At 63.3% G+C, this 18,382-nt stretch carries 17 protein-coding genes and 2 tRNA genes; 12 read left to right on the top strand and 7 right to left on the bottom strand.

What is annotated here, in order from left to right:
* Nucleotides 1–44 precede the first annotated feature (44 nt).
* The 3 genes from HBNXHr_RS05825 (at nt 45) to HBNXHr_RS05835 (ending at nt 2,324) form a co-directional block, all read left to right on the top strand.
* The gene (locus HBNXHr_RS05825) at nt 45–1,127 is read left to right on the top strand and encodes a glutamate--cysteine ligase (RefSeq protein WP_275740339.1); all 1,083 of its coding nucleotides are present in this window, start codon (nt 45–47) and stop codon (nt 1,125–1,127) included.
* 64 nt (nt 1,128–1,191) lie between these two features.
* Complete coding sequence (locus tag HBNXHr_RS05830) at nt 1,192–1,707, top strand: ArsR family transcriptional regulator (protein WP_275740341.1); 516 nt, start codon at nt 1,192–1,194, stop codon at nt 1,705–1,707.
* A 128-nt stretch (nt 1,708–1,835) separates the two neighbouring features.
* Nucleotides 1,836–2,324 carry a phosphopantetheine adenylyltransferase gene (locus tag HBNXHr_RS05835; protein WP_275883515.1) on the top strand — a complete coding sequence of 163 codons (489 nt, stop codon included), beginning with the start codon at nt 1,836–1,838 and terminating at the stop codon, nt 2,322–2,324.
* Here HBNXHr_RS05835 and HBNXHr_RS05840 read toward each other — a convergent pair whose 3' ends face one another.
* Entirely contained in the window at nt 2,325–2,633 is a 309-nt protein-coding gene (locus HBNXHr_RS05840; RefSeq protein WP_275740345.1) for a transcription initiation factor IIB family protein, read from the bottom strand. It lies immediately after the preceding gene.
* 83 nt (nt 2,634–2,716) lie between these two features.
* Here HBNXHr_RS05840 and HBNXHr_RS05845 point away from each other — a divergent pair.
* Nucleotides 2,717–2,800 (top strand) — tRNA-Leu (locus tag HBNXHr_RS05845).
* A gap of 271 nt (nt 2,801–3,071) precedes the next feature.
* Here the strand turns inward: HBNXHr_RS05845 and HBNXHr_RS05850 are convergent.
* The gene (locus HBNXHr_RS05850; RefSeq protein WP_275883516.1) at nt 3,072–4,484 is read right to left on the bottom strand and encodes a PQQ-binding-like beta-propeller repeat protein; all 1,413 of its coding nucleotides are present in this window, start codon (nt 4,482–4,484) and stop codon (nt 3,072–3,074) included.
* Nucleotides 4,485–4,645: 161 nt separating this feature from the next.
* Here HBNXHr_RS05850 and HBNXHr_RS05855 point away from each other — a divergent pair, with 161 nt between their 5' ends.
* The 3 genes from HBNXHr_RS05855 to HBNXHr_RS05865 all read left to right on the top strand — a co-directional run bounded on the left by HBNXHr_RS05855 (nt 4,646) and on the right by HBNXHr_RS05865 (nt 7,167).
* Nucleotides 4,646–5,401: a DUF2797 domain-containing protein gene (locus HBNXHr_RS05855; RefSeq protein ID WP_275883517.1), complete on the top strand. Its 756-nt coding sequence runs from the start codon at nt 4,646–4,648 to the stop codon at nt 5,399–5,401.
* Nucleotides 5,402–5,482: 81 nt separating this feature from the next.
* Nucleotides 5,483–5,881: a hypothetical protein gene (locus tag HBNXHr_RS05860; protein WP_275740351.1), complete on the top strand. Its 399-nt coding sequence runs from the start codon at nt 5,483–5,485 to the stop codon at nt 5,879–5,881.
* A gap of 143 nt (nt 5,882–6,024) precedes the next feature.
* The gene (locus HBNXHr_RS05865; protein WP_275883518.1) at nt 6,025–7,167 is read left to right on the top strand and encodes an outer membrane lipoprotein carrier protein LolA; all 1,143 of its coding nucleotides are present in this window, start codon (nt 6,025–6,027) and stop codon (nt 7,165–7,167) included.
* 327 nt (nt 7,168–7,494) lie between these two features.
* On the opposite strand, the gene HBNXHr_RS05870 is transcribed toward HBNXHr_RS05865, so the two are convergent.
* Nucleotides 7,495–7,568: transfer RNA gene (locus tag HBNXHr_RS05870), tRNA-Lys, on the bottom strand.
* A 145-nt stretch (nt 7,569–7,713) separates the two neighbouring features.
* On the opposite strand from HBNXHr_RS05870, the gene HBNXHr_RS05875 reads away from it, so the two are divergent.
* Nucleotides 7,714–9,171, top strand: coding sequence for a DHH family phosphoesterase (locus tag HBNXHr_RS05875; protein WP_275740355.1), 1,458 nt, complete (start codon nt 7,714–7,716; stop codon nt 9,169–9,171).
* Between the two features lie 15 nt (nt 9,172–9,186).
* Here HBNXHr_RS05875 and HBNXHr_RS05880 read toward each other — a convergent pair whose 3' ends face one another.
* Nucleotides 9,187–9,498, bottom strand: coding sequence for a PRC-barrel domain-containing protein (locus HBNXHr_RS05880; RefSeq protein ID WP_275740357.1), 312 nt, complete (start codon nt 9,496–9,498; stop codon nt 9,187–9,189).
* A gap of 105 nt (nt 9,499–9,603) precedes the next feature.
* Here HBNXHr_RS05880 and HBNXHr_RS05885 point away from each other — a divergent pair, with 105 nt between their 5' ends.
* From HBNXHr_RS05885 to menE, 4 genes are all read left to right on the top strand, one after another.
* Nucleotides 9,604–10,503: a 1,4-dihydroxy-2-naphthoyl-CoA synthase gene (locus HBNXHr_RS05885; RefSeq protein WP_275883519.1), complete on the top strand. Its 900-nt coding sequence runs from the start codon at nt 9,604–9,606 to the stop codon at nt 10,501–10,503.
* 320 nt (nt 10,504–10,823) lie between these two features.
* Nucleotides 10,824–11,777 carry a 1,4-dihydroxy-2-naphthoate polyprenyltransferase gene (locus HBNXHr_RS05890; RefSeq protein WP_275883520.1) on the top strand — a complete coding sequence of 318 codons (954 nt, stop codon included), beginning with the start codon at nt 10,824–10,826 and terminating at the stop codon, nt 11,775–11,777.
* Nucleotides 11,777–12,817, top strand: coding sequence for an o-succinylbenzoate synthase (gene menC, locus HBNXHr_RS05895; protein WP_275883521.1), 1,041 nt, complete (start codon nt 11,777–11,779; stop codon nt 12,815–12,817). The genes HBNXHr_RS05890 and menC overlap by 1 nt, the downstream gene beginning before the upstream one ends.
* A 61-nt stretch (nt 12,818–12,878) precedes the next feature.
* Nucleotides 12,879–14,375: an o-succinylbenzoate--CoA ligase gene (gene menE / locus HBNXHr_RS05900; RefSeq protein WP_275883522.1), complete on the top strand. Its 1,497-nt coding sequence runs from the start codon at nt 12,879–12,881 to the stop codon at nt 14,373–14,375.
* Nucleotides 14,376–14,444: 69 nt separating this feature from the next.
* Here menE and HBNXHr_RS05905 read toward each other — a convergent pair whose 3' ends face one another.
* From HBNXHr_RS05905 to HBNXHr_RS05915, 3 genes are all read right to left on the bottom strand, one after another.
* Entirely contained in the window at nt 14,445–15,473 is a 1,029-nt protein-coding gene (locus tag HBNXHr_RS05905) for an AIR synthase-related protein (protein ID WP_275883523.1), read from the bottom strand.
* A gap of 66 nt (nt 15,474–15,539) precedes the next feature.
* A complete protein-coding gene (locus HBNXHr_RS05910; RefSeq protein ID WP_275883524.1) occupies nt 15,540–16,595 on the bottom strand; it encodes an ABC transporter ATP-binding protein in 1,056 nt (351 codons plus the stop codon).
* Entirely contained in the window at nt 16,588–18,381 is a 1,794-nt protein-coding gene (locus HBNXHr_RS05915) for an iron ABC transporter permease (protein ID WP_275883525.1), read from the bottom strand. The genes HBNXHr_RS05910 and HBNXHr_RS05915 overlap by 8 nt, the downstream gene beginning before the upstream one ends.
* Nucleotide 18,382: the final 1 nt, after the last annotated feature.

Raw genomic sequence — 18,382 nt, forward strand, 5'->3', positions numbered from 1 at the left:
GGGAACAGAACCCTTTAGCCGGCCCGAATCTAACGCTCGTAGCGATGGAGACGGCTTCGGAGAGTCCGTTTACGGAGCTGGGAACGCTGGGTATCGAAGAGGAGTTCTTCGTCGTTGATGAGTCCGGCCGGCCGGTCTCTGGAACTGACACACTCGTCTACGACACCGAACCGCCGGCGATCCTCGAGGACCGCCTCGACCACGAGCTGTTCAAGTTCGTGATCGAGTCACAGACGCCGATCATCGAGGAGCCGGGGGACGCTGCAGCCATGCTCGCCGCTGTCCGCGGGGCGCTCGTCGAGCACGCACGCGAGCACGGATTCGGTATCGCCGCGGCTGGATTACACCCCGGTGCCAGATGGCGGGAGCTCGAACACGCCGAAAAGCCCCGATATCAGTCACAACTCGATCGAATCCAGTACCCACAACACCGGAATACCACCGCAGGCCTTCACGTTCACGTCGGCGTCGATGACGCCGAGAAGGCGGTGTGGATCGCCAACCAGCTCCGGTGGCATCTGCCGATCATCCTCGCGCTATCCGCTAATTCGCCGTACTGGAACGGGTTCGATACTGGGCTGGCTTCGGCGCGGGCAAAACTTTTCGAGGGGCTGCCCAACACCGGCATGCCGACGGCGTTTGATTCGTTCGCGGCCTTCCAGCGGTTCGAACGACGGATGATCGAGACAAACTCGATCAGCGATCGGGGGGAACTCTGGTTCGACGTGCGCCCACACACGGAGTATGGGACTGTGGAGGTGCGCACGGCCGATGCCCAGGCCGACATCGACCGCGTGCTGGCGCTCGTTGAGTACGTCCACGAACTCGTCCTCGATTTCGCCGCGCGATACGAGGACGGCGAGCGCGGCCAACCGATTCGCCGAGAACTGCTGGACGAAAACAAGTGGCGCGCGATCCGGCACGGCCGGGACGCCTCGTTCATTACTCGCGATGGTGCGGACACGATCGATCTCACAACGGCCATCGAACGTGATGTTTCACGCCTCACTCTGGACCGCGTCGCGCCGTTCTTGGCCGGCGAGAGCGGTGCAACCCGTCAGCGTCGTCGACATGAAGAGGGTGTCGACGCGCTGTACTCGTCGTTGCTGGTCGAAGATCCCCGGTGAGCCGAGCTATCTGAGGCGAGGACTTTTCACTTTCTGGACCTCCCGTCCTTATAGAGGCAACAGTATGGAGGACGACACCACCGACGAGGAGCACACTGATAGCGACGTTCGGTCGCGACTGGAGGAGGGGGCAGACCGGGCCGTCGAAGAGTTCGACGAGCGGCTGATCGACGTGCTGTCGTGGGTTCTGGATACGGAGACGCGCGCCAGACTCTACGTTCATCTGCGGGCCACCCCGGAGCAGACGAGCGAAGAGATCGCGAGCGGGACCGGATTGTACCCGAGTACCGTCCGGGAAACACTGGCCAACCTCCACGCCGAGGACATCGTCACTCGTGAGAAACGCGAACACGAGGGGACCGGAAACAACCCCTACGAGTACAGCGCGATCGCGCCGAGCGAACTCGTCACCGACGTGATCGGGGAGATCCAGGACGAGTTAAACACCGTCGTCAACCTGGACGCGTACCTGAGTGACGAGAACGAAGAGACGAACGAACCCGTCACGATAACGGTCACGGATGCATCTGAAGCAGACGATACTGGCGAAGCTGAGCCGAGTGAGGATGTCGACGACTAGATAGTGTCGACCGGACACGTCGTGACACTCATGTATTGTCCGTAGTTCGGTGGATTTCCTGACCAGATAGAAACAGGTCCGCACCGAGCATCGTAGAAGCTAAATCGCCAGGCGCAGTTGCCAACGGTATGAAGGTCGCGCTGGGGGGTACGTTTGATCCGATCCACGACGGCCATCGGGCACTGTTCGACCGTGCCTTCGAACTCGGGGACGTGACAGTTGGGCTGACCAGCGACGAACTCGCTCCGACGACTCGACAGGAGGGCCGGCCCGTTCGCTCGTACGACGATCGACTCGCCGACCTCGACGCGGAACTCTCGGACTTTGCTACCGAGTACGATCGCGATTACACGATCAGAAAACTCCGGGAGCCGACCGGAATCGCAACCGAGGAGCAATTCGACGTACTCGTGGTTTCACCCGAGACCGAGACCGGGGGCAAGCGGATCAACGAGATTCGGGAGAAACACGGGCGTGATCCGCTTTCGATCGAGGTCGTCGATCACGTCACGGCCGAAGATGACAAACCGATTTCGAGTACGCGCATCGTCCGCGGCGAAATCGACGAGCATGGCAATCTCACACCGGACCGCGACGGACGCCAGCCGGCGGAGTGATCACCAGTCGGGCGCGTCGAATCCGGTTTCTTCGAGCAGTTCCTTCCAGCGTTGCTGGATGGTGAGTCGGGAGACATCGGCAGCTTCGGCGACGGCCGACTGCGAGCGCCGGTCGCCGGCAACCAGCGCGCCAACGTAGACGCTCGCCGCGAGAACCGCCCGTTTGGATCGCTTTTCTTCCGGCAGATTCGAGAGGAAAACGTCCGTGGCGCGTGACTGGGCGGTGTCACTGAGACCGAGGCGATCGGCAACGGATTCGATGGCTTCGATCCACTCTTCGTTGGCCAGTTGGTCGCGAGCGCGATACACAAGGTCGCTTTGGCGTGATGGAATATAAATCACCGCCCGGCGAAAGGTAAGTTTCATTTGATTCGGGTCGAAGGTGAAATTGCGCGCGGGTAGCCAAGCCAGGAAACGGCGTAGCGCTTAGGACGCTATCCCGTAGGGGTCCGCCGGTTCAAATCCGGTCCCGCGCATGAGCGAACGAAGTGAGCGAAGAGCAGGAGCGGATTTGTGGTAGACCGAGGTTCTGCGCCGACGGCGCAGGTTCTCGGGGGTGGTTCAAATCCGGTCCCGCGCACTTCTCCGCGAACAAACCGTGAGCGGAGAATGCGTCATTAGGATTTGTACCCTGGAAGTCGCGCGCAACGAGCGAAGCGAGTGAGCACGTCTTCATCCGGTTCAAATCCGGTCCCGCGCATTGCTGGCGGGTTCTATGACACGCTGGCCAACGAGTGCAACCCAGTGTCAGTCTTCGACGAGGCAGTAGGCGTGGCCGGGTTCGACGAGTTCGAATTCCTCATCGTCGTCGTAGTAGCCGTCGATGACAGCCCGTTCGGCGTAATAGATCCGTCCGTCGAGCGGGACGGGCGCGCTCGTGACGTCGCCGCGATTCTCGATACGCCATCGTCGCTTGCCCGTCTCCTTTTCGAGAGCGTAGACGTACGAACCGGAGGACCCGACCAGCACCGTTTCGTCAGTGACAGTCAGCGAGCCGATGACGCGACCGCCGACGTTCGTCGACCACAGCTTCTCGCCACTTTCGGCGTCGAGCGCGTAGACGTTGTGATCCGAACTCCCGACGTAGACAACGCCCGCGTTCGGATCGGCACCTGGATTCGACATCACGATGTCTCCGGTCTCGAACGACCACAGCTCCTCGCCGTCCGTGACGTCCAGACAGTAGACGTGGTCGTCCCAGGAGCCGACGAAGACGCGGCCGTCGAACGTCGGGGCCGTGCCCTTGACCTGTGCGCCGTGGTTGAACTCACCGTCAGCCTTGGTTTTGCCGTCTGGCCCTCCCTCCGGACCCGTCTGAAACTTCCACTCGAATTCTAGACACGGGAATCGCCAGCAGTAGACGACGCCGTCGTTCGACCCGGAGATGAGCCGCTCCTCCTGGATGTCGATCGTCGCCGAGGGATGTGGTTGACCCCACATGCGATCGTCGACGTGGATCGGCTCGCCGGTCTCGGCGTCGATGGCCCACAGCGCCCCGGAGGACGGGTCCCAGTACTCGGCGACGACGTAGAGAATGCCCTCGTAGTATGCTGGACTGGAGCCGATAGCCAGCGCGCCGGCGAGATCCTCCGACGTAGTGTGCCACTCCAGTTCGCCCGATTCAACGTCGAGCGCGTAGAGGTCGCCGTTGTAGCCGCCGATGTACGCGGTGCCATCCACGATGGCCGCCGAGCCGTGGAATCCCTTCTCCGTGGCGTTCGTTTGGGTCGACCAGTCCATCTTGCCCGAGGGTGCGTAGGATTCGACGCGACCGGTATCCCCGGCGAAGAGGATCTGCTCGCCGTCCGGTGTCGGGACCGGACTGGATTTGGCGGCGGTGTGACCGACGTAGTTGATCGGGAACGTCCAGTTGACCGAGACTGAATCGGGGACGGTCTCCTCGGGATAGTAACCGAGTCGCCGGAGCCCCCCTCGCCACATGCGCACATCGCCGTTCGGATGACTCCGGTACTCGGCGTTCGTCTCTTCGACATCGATCGGACATGACTGGAGTTCCCCAGCCCCCTTGTTTCCGCCGAGTGGCAGCGTACACCCGGCCAGCCCTGCTGTCACAGCAGCGCCGCCGGCACGGAGCAGCTTCCGTCTCGATGGCGTCGCTGTGGCGGGCTCCTTGTTTGGTTGCCGATCCGCTCGGTTCATTACTGTCCTATCTCGATGGGGACGATGCAAAAAAGATCACGGAATCGGGTCTGGGTGGTTGCATGCTGGGTACGGACCGACAGTCGGACGGGTTTTCAGTCAGAGGTCGTCACTGCATCCGGATAGCAACAGCCAAAGGTCGATGCCGACTACGAACGGCCGTGCAGATTGTGGGCTATCGACCGCGTGTCGAGGAACCAGCCGCGCTCCTGGTGAGTCGCGACGCCGATGTCCAACGCATCTGGCTCGAACCTGGCGTCGAACTCACGTACACCCTGGCGAACCGCCACTGTGCAGGGACGGTCGACGACGGGACGCACATCGCCTGTGATAATGCAACGGCCCCGTACTGTTCGAGCCATACCGACCGCTGGCCGTGTGCTCGGTGTCAGGGGGAGTGCACGCTACCAGTAGCATCCTGTCGTGAGGAACACGCCATCTATCTCGCGGCGTTCGCGCCGGACGCGTTCAAGGTCGGCGTCACCCGCTCGTGGCGACTCGAAACCCGTCTCCGCGAGCAGGGGGCCGATCGTGCGGCACACATACGAACCGTCGAAAACGGTCGAACCGCCCGCCGGATCGAACGCGATATCGCGACCGCTGTCGGCGACAGCGTCCGGGTCGACCGCAAGCGGCGGGGACTTCATCGGACCGTCGATAGTGACGCCTGGGAGCGACTACTCGCGGACTTCGAAGTCATCGAGCGCTTTGCCTTCGAGCACGGGCTGGAGCTGACGGAGCGACCGGTCGCGGAGACGTTGGCAACGGGGACGGTTCGCGGGACCAAAGGGCGGTTGCTGGTCATCGAATACGGCGGGAGTACCTATGGAGTGGATATGCGGGACCTAGTCGGATTCGAACTGCACGACGGCAAGACCGATCGAAATCTGCAGGCAAGCCTCGGCTCGTTCTCGTGATGGACAACGCGAACGGCCGCTCGCCTTTTCAGTCGACATCGGACGGCAACGCTTTTCCGACGCCATCGCAAATTTCGCCCCATGACGGACGACGCCGAGGAGCCGACTGAATCGGATGGAGAATCAGGCGACGACGAACAGTCGTTCCGTGAGCGTGTCGAGGAGATCCGCCAGGAACGCGCTGAGGAAGGGAGCGAGGACATGGACATGGAGGATCGACGCGAGCGCATGGAGGAGGCCATGGGTGGCGGCGGTCCCGGCGGTATGGGTGGCGGCAACCCGTTTGCCCAGATGATGAGCGGCATGATGGGTGGCGGACCGGGCGGTCCCGGCGGACGTGGCCCCGGGCAGATGGGTCCCGAAGACGAGAGCGAGACCGGCGGGAACGAGGAACTCACCCGGGAAGTTCGCAAGCTCCGGGACGAAGTCCACGACGTGCGACGGGAACTCGGACGGATCGCCGACGCCCTCGAAGAGTAGCTGGTTGTCCTGCCGTTTCGTCGAGAATGTCACATTCCACGCGGTATACGTTATTTTCCGCTGATCGAAACGACTATTGGCTCGCTCGTTGCATATAAACCACGTAGATGGAGTCTTCCCGTCCGCGGTCGTGGATTCCGATAGTGGGGTTCGCCATCTTGCTGATCGGTAGTAGCGTCGCGGTCGGGGTCTGGGTCAGTGCTGACTCTCAAGCCCCGAACTTTGCGGGGTCCGTCAGCGAGCGATACGATTCCCTCGATGGATTTTCAGCCGAAAAGCGGACTGTGATCCATCGTGAAAACCGGACGTTCCGCTCGCTGGATCACGTCTCTCGACGGCCGGGGACGGGGCAGTTTCGCATCGAGGACATCACGGATAATCTGACGGCTCGGGAAATACAGGTCTCCGATGGGAACACGCTATGGATCTATACGCACGGCGAGAGCGAAGCGAAACGGATCGACGGCGTGAACACCTCTCGATCGCTCCCGTCGCGTCTCGATCGATTGTTTTCGGTTGTCGAACGCGGGGCTTCGGCGGACGGGACCACTCACGACATTGAACCACTGCCTTTCGTGCCGGAAGGAAGCGACCGGACGGATGGAACCGCCGGATCGATGGCAGTGAGTTACGAGGGGGTCGAAACCGTCGACGGTAGGCCGACGTACGTGTTGTCTCTACACTCCAACGCCACCACGGCGGGCGTCGTCGAGGACTTCGAGCAACGATTGTGGATCGACAAGGAGTGGTACGTTCCGCTCAAGCGGACGACCGAGTACGTCCGGGACGGCGACGCCGTTTCGATAACCGTCTCGTACCGAAACGTGACGTTCAATCCCGGCTTGCCCGCGGACACGTTCCAGTTTGACCCGCCATCGAACGTGACTGTCGTCGACGCCGATAGCACACGACAGGAGCAGTTCGTCGATATCGCCGGTCTCCGTGCTGTCGCGTCGTTTTCAGTTCCAGATCCGGACGTTCCCGAAACGTTCCGGCTGGTCGAAGCGACACAGACTGTGACCGACCGCGTCCGAAGTATCGGCCTCAAGTATGCGAACGAAACGGCTGTCCTGTCGGTCTCGAAGAGTAACCTCACCGGATACGTCCCGAATACGGACGGACAGGCGGTACCGGTCGGCGACTACGATGCAACGCTTCGCAACCTTGGCACCGAGTTGCGCGTCTCCTGGACGACGCCAAACGCCCGGTACTCGGTTGCCGGGAGCGGCGTTTCGAAGTCGGTACTCGTTGAGTTCGCCCGTTCCGTCGCAAGAGCGGACTCCTGACTGCCTTCTCGGCCGGCCGTGAGTCCCTGCAATCCCCACGTAAGCCAGTCGCACTTCAATTCGCCACGAGCGGGCCGGCGAGGCTTGAATCACGTCCAGACGTGCTCGCTTCATTGTGCGCGACTGGTCTCCGTCAAACCCTTTCGCCGACGCACAGCAGACGCTCGCGAGTTTGCGAGCGCCAGAGAGAGCGGGCCGGAAGGGATTTGAACCGCGCCGAGACATTCCGGGTCGCTCGCTCCGCTCGCTTCCCGGGCTGTGACTCGTCTACTTCAAATCCCTTCATAGCGCATTTGCTGCTCGCGGGTTGCTCGCAGCAAAATGCTACGGGCCGGAAGGGATTTGAACCCCTGACCGTCTGATTAAGAGTCAGACGCTCTGCCGGACTGAGCTACCGGCCCCAAGCACTCATGGGTTTCGTCGGGCGATTCAAATACGTTTCCTTTCGGGCTGGGCAGTCGCACTCGGGCGGCGGCTTCGGGGAGTTTTTCGAATCGAGAACAACCTCGATGATATAAGAGTCTGGGATCCTTCGGTTTCGTCACTATGAGTAGCGGAATCACGATGGCGACAATGTCTTCGTATGCTATCTTGGGGTGTGGAAGTGTCGGCCACGCCGTCGCGGAAGAACTCGAAATGGAAGGCAAAGACGTCCTCATTTTGGACCGCGACGAGAGCCGCGTCGAAGCCCTCCGAGATCAGGATCTCAATGCCAAGACCGCGGACATCCGTGACGAGTCGATCGTCGACGAACTCGCCGACCGGGACGTCGTGTTGATTCTCTCTTCGGACGTCGAGGCCAACGAGGTCGCCGTCGAGAACCTCCGGACACACAACGACGAGCAGTTCATCGTCGCCCGTGCATCCGATCCGGTATCTGCGGATGATCTTTCGGAACTCGGCGCGAACGTCGTCATCAATCCGTCTGCAGTGATCGCCGATTCGGCACTCCGCGCACTCGAAACCGGCGAACTCGAACATAAAGCCCGCCAGCTCGCTGCCGTCATTGATTCGACCGACGAGCGGATGGCGATCTTGATCCATCGCGGCCCCGATCCGGACTCGATCGCCAGTGCGGTCGCACTGCAGGCCATCGCCGAACACCGTGACGTCGAGGCGGATGTCATCTACGAGGGTGAGATCGGACATCACGAAAATCGCGCGTTCGTCAATCTTCTCGGTCTCGAACTCGTATCGAGCGCGTCGGTCGACCTCGCTGATTACGATACGTCCGCCCTCGTCGATTATGCGAAAAGCGGCGAACTCTCCTCGAACGTTTCCGGGCCGATCGACATCGTCATCGATCACTACGAGGTCGAAACCGAGATGGACGCTGAATTCACGGACGTCCGGCCCAACGTCTCGGCCACCTCGACCATCCTCACGAAATACGTCCAGGAGTTCGATCTCAGCCTCGATCAGGAAGTCGCTACCGCGCTTCTGTATGGCATTCGCGCCGAGACGCTTGACTTCAAGCGCGACACGACGCCGGCTGATCTGACTGCCGCTGCCTATCTGTATCCGTTCGCGGATCACGACACCCTCGAACAGGTCGAATCGCCGAGTATGAGTCCGGAGACGCTGGATGTCCTCGCCGAGGCGATCCGGAACCGACAGGTCCGCGGCAGTCACCTGGTCTCGAACGCGGGGTTCATCCGCGACCGCGACGCCCTCACCCAAGCCGCTCAACAACTCCTCAATCTCGAAGGGATCACGACGACTGCGGTGTTCGCTATCGCCGACGACACGATCTACCTGGCCGCCCGCTCGAAGGATATCCGGATGAACATTGGCAACGTCTTAGAGGAGGCCTTCAGCGACATCGGCGAAACCGCCGGGCACTCCACAGATGCCAGCGTCGAAATCCCACTCGGTATCTTTACCGGGATCGAAACGAGCGACGACAATCGGGACACTTTGCTCGAACTCACTGAGGAAGCCGTTCGGTCGAAGCTCTTCGAGGCGATGGGCGTCGAAGGAAGCGACAGTTCAAACGGAAGTTGAGCCGAAAATACGCAGTCACGCGACGATGTCTTCACTGGAGCCGTCAGCTTCAGTCCCGTGAACGTGCTCGACGATGTCGTTGACGATGACGACGTCACCCACAGCCTGTACCCAGCGATACGGGACGATCGCCCCGCGGGCACTTGCCGTCTCGGCGTTGAACAGTTCCGTATTTAGCTGGTGGAGGGCAAGCCCAGTGACGGCTTCGGCGTCGAGATCAAGGCGTAGATCCTCGATTTCGCCCACGTAGACGCCGTTGCTCGAATACACCTCTCGCCCCACCAGTGATGTGATCTCCTGTGGTGTTGCCTCTGGGTCGATCGACATATAGGGATCGTAGGGAGGGGGTCCCTTAACTTTTGGCAGAGCGTCAGACACCCGGCGTCTCCAACGTCGGGGAACGCTTTTGCGCCGGCCGCCCGGATTCCCGGTATGGTTTCGGAGTTGTTCGACCCGGATCGATGGGACCCGATCGAATCGTTTGACTTTTCGGACATCACGTATCACCGGGCACGCGACGTCGGCGCCGTTCGAATCGCCTTCGACCGCCCCGACGTGCGAAACGCCTTCCGGCCCGAGACGGTTGACCAACTCTCCACTGCGCTCGACCACGCCAAGCGCCAGGCCGATGTCGGCACCGTCCTGCTGACCGGCAACGGCCCCTCCTCGCAGGACGGCGGCTGGGCGTTTTCCGCGGGCGGCGACCAATCGATTCGCGGCGACGCCGGCTACGAGTACGCTGAGGACGGTGACCCGGACGAACGTGACGGCCAGGAGGCCCCTCGCCTGCACATCCTGGAAGTCCAACGTCAGATCCGCCACATGCCAAAGCCAGTCGTCGCGGTCGTGCCCGGCTGGGCAGTCGGCGGCGGGCACTCGCTGCACGTGATCTGTGACATGACGCTCGCCAGCGAGGAACACGCGAAGTTCCTCCAGACCGATCCCGATGTGGGGAGTTTCGACGGCGGGTTCGGATCTGCCTATCTTGCCCGCCAGGTCGGCCAGAAGAAGGCCCGCGAGATCTTCTTCCTCGGAAAGACCTACGATGCCGAGGAAGCCGCCGATATGGGCATGGTCAACGACGTCGTCCCCCACGAGGAACTGGAGGAGACCGCCCTGGAGTGGGCCAAGCGCATCGAGGGCAAGTCCCCGACCGCGATGCGGATGCTCAAGTACGCCTTTAACCTCCCCGAGGACGGCATGGTCGGCCAGCAGGTGTTCTCGGGGGAAGCCACACGCCTCGCGTACATGACCGACGAGGCGCAGGAAGGCCGGGACGCCTTCAACGAGGGGCGGGAACCGGACTTCGACGAGTACCCCTGGCACTACTAAACGACCTTTTTACGTCGGTGGGTTCGCAAGCGAACCCACCTCGCAAAAAGCTCTCTTGCTGAGCGAAGCGAAGCAAGGCTCGATAGACGAGCATAGTGAGTCTATCGGTGGATCAAAAACTCCTGCTGGCTCGTTGCTCACGGCTCCCGTCGGTCGCCGTTCGCAATTCCGAGGCTCTCACTCCGTTCGAGCCTCGCTTCACTCGCCAGCAGTGAAACGGCTCGCCGGGGCGAGCCGTATGCTCACAGCTGTCTGTCTCGGTGTTATTTCGATGACGCGCTCCGGTACCTTAACACGGACGCGGCCCCGAAACCGACCTAATGAGTAGGCCAGCGGCAGACGTCTCCAAGCGGAAAGCGTGGGTGATGGCCGCCAGACCGCACACGCTCCCGGCCGGGACCGCGCCGGTCATCGTTGGTGTCGGCGTCGCCGTCCACGACGGCGTCTTCGCCCTCTTCCCGACACTCGCGGCGCTGGTCGGCGCACTCTTAATCCAGATCGGTACCAACTTCGCTAACGACTACTTTGACGCCGTGAAGGGGGCCGATACGGACGAACGCGAGGGCTTCACCCGCGTTACCTCGAGTGGCCTGATCGAACCCGACGAGGTCAAGCGCGCAATAATCGTCACGTACGGGCTGGCGATCGTCGTCGGGCTGTATCTCGTAGCGATCGGCGGCGTGCCCATCCTCTTCGTCGGGCTCTCCGGCATCGCCGCAGGGATTCTCTACACCGGGGGGCCGTATCCCTACGGCTACTACGGCCTGGGCGACCTGTTCGTGTTCGTCTACTTCGGCGTCTTTGCCGTGGTCGGGACGTACTACGTCCAGGCAGCGTCGACGATGGCCGACCTGTTCCCGCTGTGGGTGCCGAGCGGGACAGTCAGCCTTGCGGTCGTCGTCGCGAGCCTGCCGGCCGCGACCCTCTCGACCGCCATTTTGAACGTGAACAACATCCGCGACATCGAGACGGATCGGAAGGCCGGCAAGCGTACGCTCGCCGTCATCCTGGGCGACCGACTGAGTCGCCTCGAATACGTTTTCATGATCGGGACGGCGTACGTTGTCCCGGTCGTCTTCGCATTCGATTCCGACTTCGGATTGCCGGCGTTGCTCCCGCTATTGACGCTTCCACTTGCGGTATCGGTGACGTTGACTGTGCTGACTGAATCGGGGGGCGACGTCCTCGATCCGGCACTCGAACGGACCGGCCAGGTCATGGTCGCCCACGCCGTGCTGTTCGCGGTCGGACTCGCCCTGCCGCAGGTGATCTGATGGAGGTCGACCCCGTTTCGTTGCCCCTCGCCTCGCCGCTCTCGACGGCTACTGGCACGATCGAACGCCGGGAGGGCTTTCTCGTCAGGCTCGAAGACTCACCGGGGATTGGCGAGGCGATGCCACTCCCTGGCTGGACAGAGTCACTTGAGGACTGTCGGGAGGTGCTTGAAACGACGAAGTCGGTGGTCCGCAAGCGCGGGCTCGACACTGCGCTTGACGAACTCGACCCATCGGAGACGCCGGCAGCGCGCCATGGACTCGATCTCGCGATCGTCGACCGCCATGCTCGCGAGGCTGGACAGTCGCTGGCGGCGTCTCTGGATCCGTCCCCAAGTCAGTCCGTCCCTGTCAACGCAACCGTCGGGGACGGGCCTCCCGAAGAAACGGCCGAACGGGCATCAGCCGCCATCGATGCGGGATTCGAGACGGTCAAGCTCAAGGTCGGTGCTCGCTCGATCGGCGAGGACGTTTCCCGCGTCCGGGCGGTCCGTGATGCGATCGGCCCGAAACCGCAAGTTCGCGTCGACGCGAACGCTGCCTGGACGGTCGCTGACGCGCGCCGGGCGATCGACGGTCTGGCACCCCTCGACGTCTCGTACATCGAACAGCCGCTGGCCGCCGATGATCTCGACGGTCACGCGGCGTTGCGGGATCGCGGCGTCGAGATCGCACTCGACGAGTCGCTTCGCAAGCGAACCCTGGACGAAATTCTCGCGGTGGAGGCGGCGGATGTTCTCGTCCTGAAACCGATGGCAGTGGGCGGGATTCGACGGGCGCGGACGCTGGCACTCGAAGCGAGACAGCAACATCTCGATCCGGTATTTTCGACGACGATCGATGGGGTCTTCGCCCGGACCGCTTGCGTCCACCTGGCGGCGAGTCTGGGGATCGAGCGGGCTTGCGGTCTCGCGACGGCCGACCGACTCGCGGACGATTTCGCGCCCGATCCTGCACCGGTTCTCGACGGCCGGATGCCCGTGCCCGATAGTCCCGGCATCGGGGTCGACCTCGATCGTCTTCAGACACCGGGCGAATGACCTTCGAAGAATCTGAGAATCGTAGCGCCGTTCAAGTGTTGCGGGGTCTGAGGACATGCTAATGCGAACGCTCGACGCCTGGCCCCAGGTCGATCCACTGACTGCGCGCGCGAGTTCGACCCCCGATCGAACCGCAGTCATCGAGTCGGAAACGGGGGAACGTTGGACATACGAGGCGCTATTCGACGAAGCGGACTGGCTGGCGGGCCGGATCGAAACTGCCTGTGAGGGACGGCCCAACCGGCTCGGAATCGCCATGGAGACGGGGATCGATTTCGTCCGGGCGACACACGCAGCCTGGCGACTCGGGACGGCGATCGTGCCGCTTGACACCCGCGAGCCGACTGAGCAACTCGAGTTCCTCGCCGAGAAGGCAGCCGTCGACGCCATCGTCGCGACGGATCGAACTGCCGAGTCGATCGCTGATATCGACGGATGCCCTCGCTTCAGTGTCGATGAGACGGACACCTCCGGGGTCGAGACGCTCCCGTCTCACGATGGTGGAACAGCCCCACGGGCGCGATACCCGTCGGATACCCATCTCATCATGTTCACATCCGGGACGACCGGCGAGCCGGCGGGCGTGAAACTCACGCTGACAAATCTCTTTGCGAGCGCGATCGCATCGGCGTTCCGACTGGGCCTCACTCGCGAGGATCGATGGCTGGTTTCAGTCCCGATGGTGCACATGGGCGGACTGGCACCGTTGATCAGGTCGACGTTGTACGGAACGAGTGTCGTCCTCCAGCGCGAGTTCGAACCGGCCGAGACCGCAGCAGCGATCGAGGATTTCGATGTGACCGGCGTCTCGTTCGTCCCGACGATGCTTTCCCGACTGCTCGAGGCGGGGTGGTCGCCGCCCGAATCACTCCGGTTCGTGTTGCTGGGTGGGGCCGCCGCGCCCCGGGACCTCATCGAACGGAGCGAGAAAGCCGGGGTGCCGGCGTATCCCACCTACGGGATGACCGAGACAGCGTCCCAAGTGGCGACCGCCACGCCCACGCAAGCCTTCGAGAACCCGGGCACGGTCGGCCAGCCGCTCATGTTCACGAAGGTCGCGATCATCGACGACGGCGCGTCGTCCCCGCCGGGCGAGACCGGCGAGATCGTCATCGACGGGCCGACTGTGACGCCCGGCTATCTCGATGACGACGCGACACGCCGTGTCTTCGACGAGCGTGGCCTCCATACGGGCGATCTCGGCTATCGGGATAGCGACGGCCGGCTCTACGTCGTCGGGCGGATCGACGACCGGATCGTCACCGGTGGCGAGAACGTCGATCCAAACGAAGTGCAATCGGTCATCGAATCACACCCGGGTGTCGCCGAATCAACCGTCGTCGGCATCCCCGACGAGGAGTGGGGCGAACGTGTCGGCGCGCTCGTCGTCCCCGAGAACGGGACCGAGCCGGCACCCGACGAGATCGAATCGATCTGTCGGGACGAACTCGCATCGTTTAAAGTGCCAAAGTCTATCGCCGTCAGCGAGACGATCCCCCGGACGGTCTCGGGGACGGTCGATCGCGAAACCGTCATCGAGCGGATTCGCCACGGCTGATCGACCGCGACCGTGCGGGCTCTGTGTATTCTCGACGGACGCTGTCCCGACACCGATTGCCACCGGTGTCTATCGTCGTGTGGTCCGCTGGAGGCGCGCCATCGCGTCCCACGCCGGGTCACTCGCCGGTGGTTCGACCCGTTCACCGTCGAGGACGACCCCCGGTGATTCACTACCGGCGTCGCGCACCGACCCGATGATCGCCGCCGGCGTGCCGCGTGATTCGAGGGCGGCAACGACGTCTTCGGCCGCCGATGGTGGGGCCGTAATGAGAAGGCTTCCCGCGCTTGTCACGGTCCACGGATCCACGTCAATCCCATCACAGACAGCCTCAACTCCCGGTTGAACCGGCGCAGCCTCCCGTTCGACAGCAAACGTGACGTCGGCCCCTGTCGCCATCTCGGCGAGGCCGCCGACCACGCCACCTTCCGTCGCGTCGTGCATCGCCGTCAGGTCGCCTGCGGCCGCTGCCGTCGTCGCGTCGGCGACACCTCGTATGTCCGTCACGCGCTCCTGGGCGGTCGCGACCGTCTCTGCGGGGAGATCGAGCGCTTCGGGAAACAACGTCCCGAACAGGCCGGCCGTCTCCGCGCCCGGTCCGGTCGCGAGCACGATCGCGTCACCCGGATTTGCGCCGTCCGGTCGAACGATATCGTCCGGATCACCAACCCCGAGCGCCGTGGCCCCACCGACCCAGGAGTACTCGACACCTTCGTATCGGGCCGTGTGTCCCGAGACGATGCTGACGCCCAGATTCTCCGCATGGTCGGCCATCCCTCGCCAGGTTTGCCCCAGTTCGTCGTTGCTCATCTCCGGTGGGAGAGATAGCGAGACAGTTACATGAGTGGGTGCGATCCCGGAGACGGCGACGTCCGTCAGGACGATATCGAGGGCCAGTCGACCGGCCCGTTCGAAGCCGAGTGCGGGGAGAATCGAGATCGGATCGGTCGCTACCACGAGTGCGCTTTCGTCGATCGAGAGCACGCCGAAGTCGACGCCGTGCTGTGGGCCGAGTGTCACGTCGTCTCGCCTGGCCCCGAGGTGTGGCGCGATGACGGCGTCGAACGTGTCGGTGTCGATCTTGCCGCGGTCGGGCATACGTGAGGTCGGCAGTCACCGGACAAGTGTGTCTTGCTTTTCGACGAGGGGGCTGCTCGCGGACCGTCACGGTTCGCGGGTGCCGACCACGGTCACGTCAGCGGCGTCGATCCCGAGGGTGACGGTGTCGCCAGTCGGTTCGGACCGGGTCTTCGCCAGCAGTGCCCGCCCGTTCCAGTCACAATGCACCCGGTAGGTGTCCCCGAGGAACTCGACGTGTTCGACGTTCGCGGCAAGGGTCACGTCTCCATCGCCGAGTGTGACGTCCTCGGGACGGACACAGACGATCACCTGGGATCGCGTCGGGAGTGATCTCTCAAGCGTGAGCGTCGTTTCACCAAGTGACATTTGTGGTGGGTCACGGCCCGTCACTGTCGCGTCGAAGACGTTGTTCTCGCCCATGAACTCGGCGACGAACCGGGTCGACGGGGAGTCATAGACGGCCTGTGGCGTCCCGACCTGCTCGACGTGACCGTGGTTGACGACGGCGATCCGGTCGCTGATCGCCAGCGCCTCTTCCTGATCGTGGGTGACGTATACTGTCGTAATGTCGAGTTCGCGCTGGATCTCCCGGATACTGACCCGGAGTCGCTCGCGCAATCGCGCGTCCAGCGCCGATAGCGGTTCGTCGAGCAAGAGGACGTCCGGTCCGGGGGCAAGCGCACGCGCGAGGGCGATGCGCTGTTTCTGGCCGCCGGACAGCGACTCGGGGGTTCGATCACCCATGCCGGCCATGTCGACCAGTTCCAGCATCGCCGCCACTCGCTTATCCGGATCGGCGTCACCCGGTGGCGACCGATACCGGAGGCCGTAGGCGACGTTTTCCCGGACCGTCATGTGGGGAAACAGCGCGTAGTTCTGGAAGACGATCCCGATATCGCGGTCTTCGGGCGCACGGTCCGTGACGTCAACCCCGCCGATCCGGACCGTGCCCGCGGACGGCGTCTCGAAGCCGGCGAGCGTCCGGAGCGTCGTCGTCTTGCCACACCCGGAGGGACCGACGAGCGTGAAGAACTCGCCGTCCGCGACCGAGAGAGTCACGTCCGAGAGCGCGGTCACATCGCCGAAGGTGACCGAGACGCCGTCGAGTTCGACGCCCGCGGATACGGACCTCTCACCCATCGTATCGCCCTCCGACGCGGTCGATGACGACGAAACTGATGGCTGTCACCGTCAGCAGGACGGTTCCCATCGCTGTTGCTGCCCCGAGACTCGGCCCGAGCGATCGGTTGCCGACGTAGCGTTCGAGCGCGACCGGCATCGTGTAGCTGCCGCCACCCTCAGAGAGCAGCACGGTCGAGTCGAACTCGCCGATGCTGATCGCAAACGCGAACGCCGCGCCGGCAAGCAGTGCGGGGACGATCAACGGGACCGTCACGGTGACCAGCGCCCGAACTCGCGACGCCCCGAGTGATCGGGCGGCCTCGGCGAGCCGGTCGTCGAGACCCGCGAGCGCTGGGGTGACAGTGCGGGAGACGAACGGATAGGCGGCTACGGCGTGGGCCGCGACGACGGCGACCGGCCCCGTGACGGTGAGCCGGTGACCGAACACGGGGACGCCGAAGACGAGCGTCTGTAACAACCCGAGGCCGACGACGATTCCGCTGACGGCGATCGGCGCGCTCAACACCGCCTCGGCCAGGCGACCGCCTCGCCCCTCACCTGTCGCGATTATCGACACGATGACGCCCATTGGTACGGCAAGCGCTAGCGTCCCGACGGCAAAAAGCAACGAATTCCCGATCGCCGGCAACGGCTTGATCGTCCCGACCGCAGCCGAGGCCTGCTGGGCAAGGAGGAACTCGTAGTACGCGAGCGTAAACTCCCCGCCCGGTCCCGTGATGCTCTCCAGGATGAGACTGACCACGGGGCCGAGAAAGACGACCGCCGCGACGATTCCGTAGGCGAACACAGCGAGGCGGTGGGGGTCAGTCAGCGTCCTCGCGCCCGCCACGAGCGGCCTGCGTGACTGGGTTGTGCCACCCGAACGGGTAACGACCTGTGCGGCCTCGTAGCGGAGATAGAGATACATCAACCCCAAGGAAATCAGCGTTTCCAGAACCGCCAGCGCCGCCGCCTCTTCCAGCGCCAGCGACTGGACTTTCGCGTACAGCCAGACCTCGACCGTCTGGAGTTCAAGCCCGCCCAGCGCCAGCACGATCGGGAAAGACATAAACGAGAAGATAAACGCCAGCAGGCCGGCGGTCAGCACTGACGGACGCAACTGCGGTGCGACGACGTCCCGAAACGCCCGGAGCGGCGACGCGCCCATGGCCCGGGCCGACTCGATCTGCTGGGCGTCGATCCCTTCCCAGGCTGCTGTCACTAGGCGCGTGACCAGCGGCGCGTTGTAGAAGGCGTGGGCGACGATCACGATCGGCAACGAAAACAGGAATTCGATCCGCTCGAATCCCATCGCGGCCAGAACGTCGTTCAACACGCCAGTCTGTCCGAACATCGCCTGGAACCCGACCGCCACGAGGATCGACGGCAAGACGAACGGAACGATCGTCAGTGACCTGAGTGTTTCTCGGCCCCGGAACTCGTAGCGCGCGAGCACGTACGCGCCGGGCAGCCCCAGCGCGACACTGGCGAGCGCCGAGAGGCCGGCCTGGTAGGCCGTGAACCCGAACAGCCCGAACTCCACCGCCGAAAGCGGGACACCGTTGCGGATCCAGGCGAGAACTCCCGACGGAACGCCGAGCGGATCGGCGAAGGCGTGATGGCCAACACCAACATAAAACGGATCGGCGAGAATCGTTCGGATCGGTCCGAAGAAGGCACCGCCCGGATCGATCGCAGCCAGAAGGACTCGGGAAACCGGATAGTAAAACACGACGCCGAGAACCGAGAGTGTCACCACCAGCCCGGCCGGCAGGGCGAGACGATCGGCCGAGGGCTGTCGCATC

It is taken from the genome of Halorhabdus sp. BNX81, from assembly GCF_029229925.1.
Taxonomy (GTDB): Archaea; Halobacteriota; Halobacteria; order Halobacteriales; family Haloarculaceae; genus Halorhabdus.